Here is a 6,000-nt window from a genome sequence, read left to right as displayed (position 1 = left end):
CAACAAAAACGCCTGCTCACGATCCACACGCCGGTACCCCTTCGCCATAACGCCGAACCATGCCAAAGCACCACCCACCAGGCACCACGACACGCCGACCAGCACCAATGCAAAAAGCAACAGGCTGAGGAGGGGGGCAAACTCGCTCATGATCAGCGCCTGCGCCTATGAAGGCAGCCACGGGCACGGGGTCCCAACGCCCTATCCGCGTGAGCCCTCAATAGGCCAGCCCAGCGGGTCGTCGTAAAACTCGTTCAGCACCAGAGTTGCCGTGCCAACGACGTTGGCCTGGTACGGGTCGCCCAGATCAGTGGGGACGATGACCGAGGCCAAATCACGCGAACCGGTCGAATGCCGCTGGGCGGCCGTGCGAATCGCGGCGAAATCCACATCCTCCGCGACCGCCGCCGAGATGACGACCAACTCCGGCGCCAGGGCGTCCAGCATCAGGCCCAACACTTCACCCACGGCGCGGTTGCGGTCGGCGAGGATCGCCGCAACGCGTTCGTCGTCACGCATCCGCCTGACCTCACCCGGCTCGCTCACGTCCACGCCGACATCGCGGGCCCGATCGACGACTGCCGCCAGGCTCGCCACCGACATCAAACATCCTGACCGGCCGCACGTACACGTCCGTCCGGTATCAACCGAGACCGGCCAATGCACGATGTTGCCCGCCAGCGACCGCGCGCCGTCGTAGACGGCACCGTTGAACACGAACGCCGCACCAACCGCGTGGCGCAGGAACACGTACACGATGTGCTGCCGGTTCCGCGCCGCGGCGAACCAGGACTCCGCCCTGGCCAACGCCCGGAAGATACTGCCCACCATGACCGGGCCGGGAACCCTGCCCCGCAGCAGCACCGCCACGTCGACATCGACCCAGCCCAGCACGTCCGGTTCGGTCACCAAACCAGACGGATGATCCACCGTTCCGCCGACGCTGACACCGGTGCCCACCACCTGCGCTCCGGTCGGGAGCGACGCCACCAGCCCATCGACCACCGCCACGATCTGGTCGGCCGTAGCGGCGGGATCCGTGGATCGCTGCGGCTCCCGGTGCGCCGACCCCACCAGCCGGCCACGCAGATCGACCAATCCGTAGATGATGTCGTCGAACCCGATATTCACCCCGATAGCCAGCAGATTCTGATCATCCAAGTCGACGGGTATCCGGCGACGCCCCGCATCGGTCGACGCCACCGGATCGAGCTCCCGCAAAACACCGATCGTGCCCAGCTCCCGCGTAATCCGGGTGACCGCCCCCGTACTCAACGAGACCGCGTCGGCCAGATCGATCCGCGGCATCGGCCCGCGTTCCACCAGGGCCCGTACCACTCTGGAGGCGTTTCGCCGCCGCATGTCGTGCCCGCCGCGCCCACCTCCAGCCTCGAGCCATCCTGGCCGTCGCTGCTCAGGCATGGTCACCGCGGCGGCAACACAACCGACGTCCCACACAATCGACAGCCGCTTCGACAACCCGCCATCCGTTCACGACCCCATACCCTACGCCGGACGGCGACATGAGGCGGACAAACTGCTACGGGCGCGAGCGGTCAGCGCAATGCCAGCGCCACCTAGAGCGGCAAGGTTGCCGCTTGCGGGCCGGTGTTCTCATGACTGCGAGCAGTGAGCCGTCGTTCAACCGCACGACGGCCAGCTACTCCATGATGTCCTCGGCGAACGTGGCCGCCATGCCCGATCCGCGGTCGGCGTAGCCAGCCTTCCCCTCGGCGTGCCCGTCGAAGTTGAACTCGTCGCCAAGCTCTTGGTCACCTGAACGGGTGACAGCCTGTAGACGAGCATCACCATCGGCACGGAGGCCGCCCTCATCACGGCGGCGGGCAGCAACCTGTCTTGAGGGCGTCTGCATCCGTTGCCGGTTCGACCGAGTTCATCGCGTCCGGCGGTTTTGGCGTATTTTCCGGCGATACCCATCCTCGGCTGGGCACAACAAGCTTCCTCACGGCACGCCGCCGTGTGCAGTAAGCCTCCTCGTGGTCGCCCTGGCGACAGCAAGCGTCCTTGTGCCCGCGGCGAATACCGCAGTAAACCTCCCTACTGTTGCCCTGACGCTCGCCACGCTTCTCTGACGGCGATGATCGTGCTGCCCGCCCCGGACTCCGCTACCGCCAGATGGCGTTAAAGCCCGAATCCGGCTCTTAACGCCATCTGGCGGTAGCGCAGTGCGCGAGGTCGCGCCGGGATCTGGTACTCATCCGGCTCACCATCACCACAGGGCGGCTTTCGCCATCGTCAGCACACCTGAACGACCGAGAATGGCCCGGTTGAGTCGAACTGAACTCAGAACCAGGCGAGCGGCAAAACGATCAGGCGCCATAACCGCCAACATGTGTCGAGTTGCGCATCTGATCGCCGCGCACGGTGGAAGTCAGCTCGACGTCGCCGCGAATAGCCGCAGCATCGCCGCGATGCTCCAGCCAACTCACCGGGCGCGAAATTGACGGGATGCCGATGCAACCACGCTCAGCGGCCGTCGGACCCTGGCGATAGTTACACCTCCCGGGGCCGTCCAGCGAGGGAATCGTAGGGACGCATCGCGGTGGTCAGTTGTCACCCGTGGCCCGGCAAACATCGCGCTCGGAGCAACAGCTCCGGCCGCCGCCATGCTGGAGGCTGTCGATCCAGGGATGATCCGGCAGCGTCGCCACCAGACCTTCGAGTAGCCAACTCCTACGCCGCCGACCGAGCAGCGGCAGAGTTGCCTCGAAATCGGCCTGGTCTTTGGGTCGCAGGCCCGGCGCCTTGTACAGCAACTGGATCTCCGGCTGGAGGTAGCGCACGCCGGCACGTTCCCAGAGCGCGTCCACCATCGGCATCGTGATGCACGGGTCTCGACGGTAAACCCAGGTATCGGCAGTGCCAGGCGCGAGCAGGATGTCGTATTCCCACGGGTCAAGGGCGCTGCGCCTGGTCCACACCTGATGGCAGCCGTCCGGGAGTACGTCGTCGTCCGGGAGGAGTGGCCGCAACGCGCCGTCAGCCGCCGTCCACACGTCCATACGGCCAGCAAGGTGGGCCAGCAGCAGCGGCAGCTCCGAGCGCAACACACACGGATCGATGTCGCCATGCCGCCGCTCGACCCCGGTGAACGCCCGCAACGCCCACCGAACACTCCCCTACCGACCGCGCCCTTGCGGAACTCTATTGCGTCTCAACGAGCCCCCGAAGTGGAACCACCCGCCCCGTCAGTCAAGGCACGCGGCCATCGGCATGAGCACGCGGATAACCCTTCCGTGCCATGATCGACTGGGCTGCTCATCCACGAGTTGAACAACGTGAGGACCTGATGAAAGCCAACCACTATGACAGCTTCGCGGTGAACTACGCAGCAGAGAACGAATCCAGCCTCCTCAACGCTTACTACGAGCGACCGGCGATGATCAATCTTGCCGGCGACGTCAACGGTCACCGCGTGCTTGACGCCGGGTGCGGCTCAGGGCCGCTGTCCGCAGCGCTGCGCGCGAAGGGTGCCATCGTCACCGGCTTCGACGCCAGCCCGGCGATGATCACGCTGGCGCGGCGGAGACTGGGCGAGAATGCAGACCTGCACGTGGCCGACCTCAATCAGCCACTGCCTTTCGACGACGATGTGTTCGACGACGCAGTTGCATCTCTCGTCCTGCACTACCTACAAGACTGGACGGGACCCCTAGCTGAGCTGCGGCGTGTTCTGAAGCCGGGTGGCCGCCTCGTCCTCTCGGTAAATCATCCCACCATCTACAAGCTGATGTATCGCGACGCCGACTATTTCGCCTTAACCGAGTATTCGGAGGAGTACACCTTCAACGGCCAGGCCGTGGCGCTGACGTTCTGGCATCGGCCGCTGCACGCCATGACGGACGCGTTCGCCGCGGCGGGCTTCCGCATCTCGGTCATCAGCGAGCCACCCGCGTCTCCCGACGCGCCGCGTGAACTCTTCCCTCCTCATCTCGGCGACCGGACGTCATTTTTGGGCTACCTCTTCTTCGTCCTCGAAGCGAGCTGAGCGGTCGGCGGCAGCCGTTAGCAACAATTGTTGACAGCTCTAGCGTTAGCAACCTATGTTGATAGACATGGAAGCCCCTGAGACGGTTGTCGTCGCGGCGGACACGTCCGATCCACAAGCGGGTTTGCGTGCCGTCGCGTCGCTGCGTCTCCTTACTGAGACCTTGGAGCTGCGTCAGGTCGAAGCCGCCCTGCGGGCCGGGCTGACCTGGCAGGATGTCGCCGATGGACTCGGGGTGACCCGCCAGGCGGTGCACCGGAAGTACGCCAAGCGAATCGATCCCTCGATCCCCGTGCCAAGGAGGCATCGCTCATGAGCAGACTCGGCGCCATCTTCGAGAACTCACAACGACTTGCCATAACCGCCGCCGAAGAAGCCCAGCGGTTCGGCCATCCCGCCGTCGACGTGGAGCACCTGTTTCTCGCGCTGCTGGTCAGCCAGACCGACGCCGGCCGACTGCTTCGCAGCCGCGGCATCGGGCTCGACGAGGCCCGGACGGCGGTGCAGGACCAGCACGTCGAGCGGCTGTCCATGCTGGGCATCGACGGTGTTCGGTTTCCACCCGGACACGTTCCCGCTGACGGTCCAACGCAGGTCGAGTACAACGAACGCGCCAACGCCCTGTTCGCCGAGTCAGGCGGCGACATCAGCGGCATGACACTGCTGCGAACACTGGTCTCCGAGCCCGGAGGCTTCGTCGCCGGCGTAGTCGGGCGGCTCGGCGTCGACCCGGACGAGTTGGTGCGATCGAGCCAGGACGTGGACCCGGCAGGCGACGAGGCCGCGAGTGGACAGAGCGTCGCACCCTTCGCGGGACGGTGGGTGTCCTACGACGCCTTCGTGCCCGCTTCGCCGGAGCGGGTGTGGGAGCTGCTCGATGACGTTCGGCGACATCCCGAATGGGACACCGCCATCGTCTCGATCGAACCCGCAGGCCCCGACAAGTGGACAGCACGGGGGCCCACGTCGCTGCCGGGACTGCGGTGGCCGATCCCACGCCGCGCCCGCACCCGCACGATCGAACGCATAGCCCGGGAGGAACCGCGCTTGCTGGAATGGCGGACCTCGTTCCCGCACATGCACCGCAGCCGCGTCGAACGGCTACGTGTCGAACTCGACGCCGAGCCGGGCGGCACGCGGCTACATCTCGCCTTGCAACGCCAGCATGCCCCTGCGGGACGCTTCCTCGCCTCGCTAGAACTCACCCGCATCGCGTCCGCGATCTCTCGCTTCTTCCGCAGCTAGCCGGGTACGGGCCGATGCCCGGACCTGAAGAGGTGCTGCTCAGCCGTCTGATGTCGCCGGCGTGGCCTGGGCGAGCAGTCCGTCGACAAGGGCGTGGAGGGTCGGGCGGTAGGTGTCTCGCGCGGCAAGCGCTGGCCATTGGTCACCGATGGCGGCCAGGTGAGGCTGCTGCGACGCGTCGAGGTTGTTGAAGAAGATCTCGCGGTCGGCGGTCCGCTCCATCTCGGCCTGCAGCTGGTCGGAGTTGGCGCGGACGACGATCTCGCCGACGGTGTAGTACCAGATGCCGCGGAAGACATCGACGGCCTGCTCGGGTGTGCATCCGCAGTCGACGGCGCCGGCCACGATGGTTTCGACCATCGTGAGGGCTGATTCGCCGAGGCGATCGAGGAAGCCATCGGTGGTGATGATTTCGGTAGCCCACGGGTGCGCGGCCAGACCATCGTGGATCGCCTCGGCGGCAACGACGATCCGGTCGCGCGGTTCATCGGGCAAGTCGGGGCGAGGGGCCTGGTCGGCGATGTCGTTGACCAGCTGGACCAGCAGGTCTTCCCGGTCTCGGATGTGGTGATACACCGTCATCGTTCCGACGCCGATCTCCGCGGCCAGTCGCCGAATGGTCAGCTTCTGCCAACCGTCGCGGTCGATGATGTCGCGGGCCGCCGCGAGAACTTCCGCGCGGGAGGTTCGCGGTGGTCGGCCGGTCCGGCCATGCGGCGACTTGACTGGGGACACGGTCCCATCTT

At 66.1% G+C, this 6,000-nt stretch carries 6 protein-coding genes and 1 pseudogene; 4 read left to right on the top strand and 3 right to left on the bottom strand.

What is annotated here, in order from left to right:
• Window positions 1-201: 201 nt before the first annotated feature.
• Entirely contained in the window at window positions 202-1,479 is a 1,278-nt protein-coding gene (locus tag G8760_RS26170) for an ROK family protein (RefSeq protein ID WP_207782745.1), read from the bottom strand.
• 178 nt (window positions 1,480-1,657) lie between these two features.
• Here G8760_RS26170 and G8760_RS31025 point away from each other — a divergent pair.
• Window positions 1,658-1,780 (top strand): annotated as a pseudogene (locus G8760_RS31025) (RidA family protein); the annotation flags it as partial.
• Between the two features lie 787 nt (window positions 1,781-2,567).
• On the opposite strand, the gene G8760_RS26160 reads toward G8760_RS31025, so the two are convergent.
• Complete coding sequence (locus G8760_RS26160) at window positions 2,568-3,122, bottom strand: hypothetical protein (protein WP_207782743.1); 555 nt, start codon at window positions 3,120-3,122, stop codon at window positions 2,568-2,570.
• Window positions 3,123-3,310: 188 nt separating this feature from the next.
• Between G8760_RS26160 and G8760_RS26155 the strand changes: the two genes are divergently transcribed.
• From G8760_RS26155 to G8760_RS26145, 3 genes are all read left to right on the top strand, one after another.
• Window positions 3,311-4,009 carry a methyltransferase domain-containing protein gene (locus G8760_RS26155; RefSeq protein ID WP_166355795.1) on the top strand — a complete coding sequence of 233 codons (699 nt, stop codon included), beginning with the start codon at window positions 3,311-3,313 and terminating at the stop codon, window positions 4,007-4,009.
• A gap of 67 nt (window positions 4,010-4,076) precedes the next feature.
• Window positions 4,077-4,325 (top strand): hypothetical protein, encoded by a 249-nt coding sequence (locus G8760_RS26150; protein WP_166355779.1) that lies wholly within the window; start codon window positions 4,077-4,079, stop codon window positions 4,323-4,325.
• A complete protein-coding gene (locus G8760_RS26145; protein ID WP_166355778.1) occupies window positions 4,322-5,254 on the top strand; it encodes an SRPBCC family protein in 933 nt (310 codons plus the stop codon). The genes G8760_RS26150 and G8760_RS26145 overlap by 4 nt, the downstream gene beginning before the upstream one ends.
• 39 nt (window positions 5,255-5,293) lie before the next feature.
• On the opposite strand, the gene G8760_RS26140 is transcribed toward G8760_RS26145, so the two are convergent.
• A complete protein-coding gene (locus G8760_RS26140) occupies window positions 5,294-5,989 on the bottom strand; it encodes a TetR/AcrR family transcriptional regulator (protein WP_207782741.1) in 696 nt (231 codons plus the stop codon).
• Between the last annotated feature and the right edge of the window lie 11 nt (window positions 5,990-6,000).

The organism is Phytoactinopolyspora limicola (genome assembly GCF_011320225.1).
Lineage (GTDB): Bacteria > Actinomycetota > Actinomycetes > Jiangellales > Jiangellaceae > Phytoactinopolyspora > Phytoactinopolyspora limicola.
This window is presented reverse-complemented; position numbering and strand designations above follow the sequence as displayed.

Coding starts and splice junctions, on each gene's coding strand:
- G8760_RS26150 (WP_166355779.1), top strand. CDS start 4,077: ATGGAAGCCCCTGAGACGGTTGTCGTCGCGGCGGACACGTCCGATCCA.
- G8760_RS26145 (WP_166355778.1), top strand. CDS start 4,322: ATGAGCAGACTCGGCGCCATCTTCGAGAACTCACAACGACTTGCCATA.
- G8760_RS26155 (WP_166355795.1), top strand. CDS start 3,311: ATGAAAGCCAACCACTATGACAGCTTCGCGGTGAACTACGCAGCAGAG.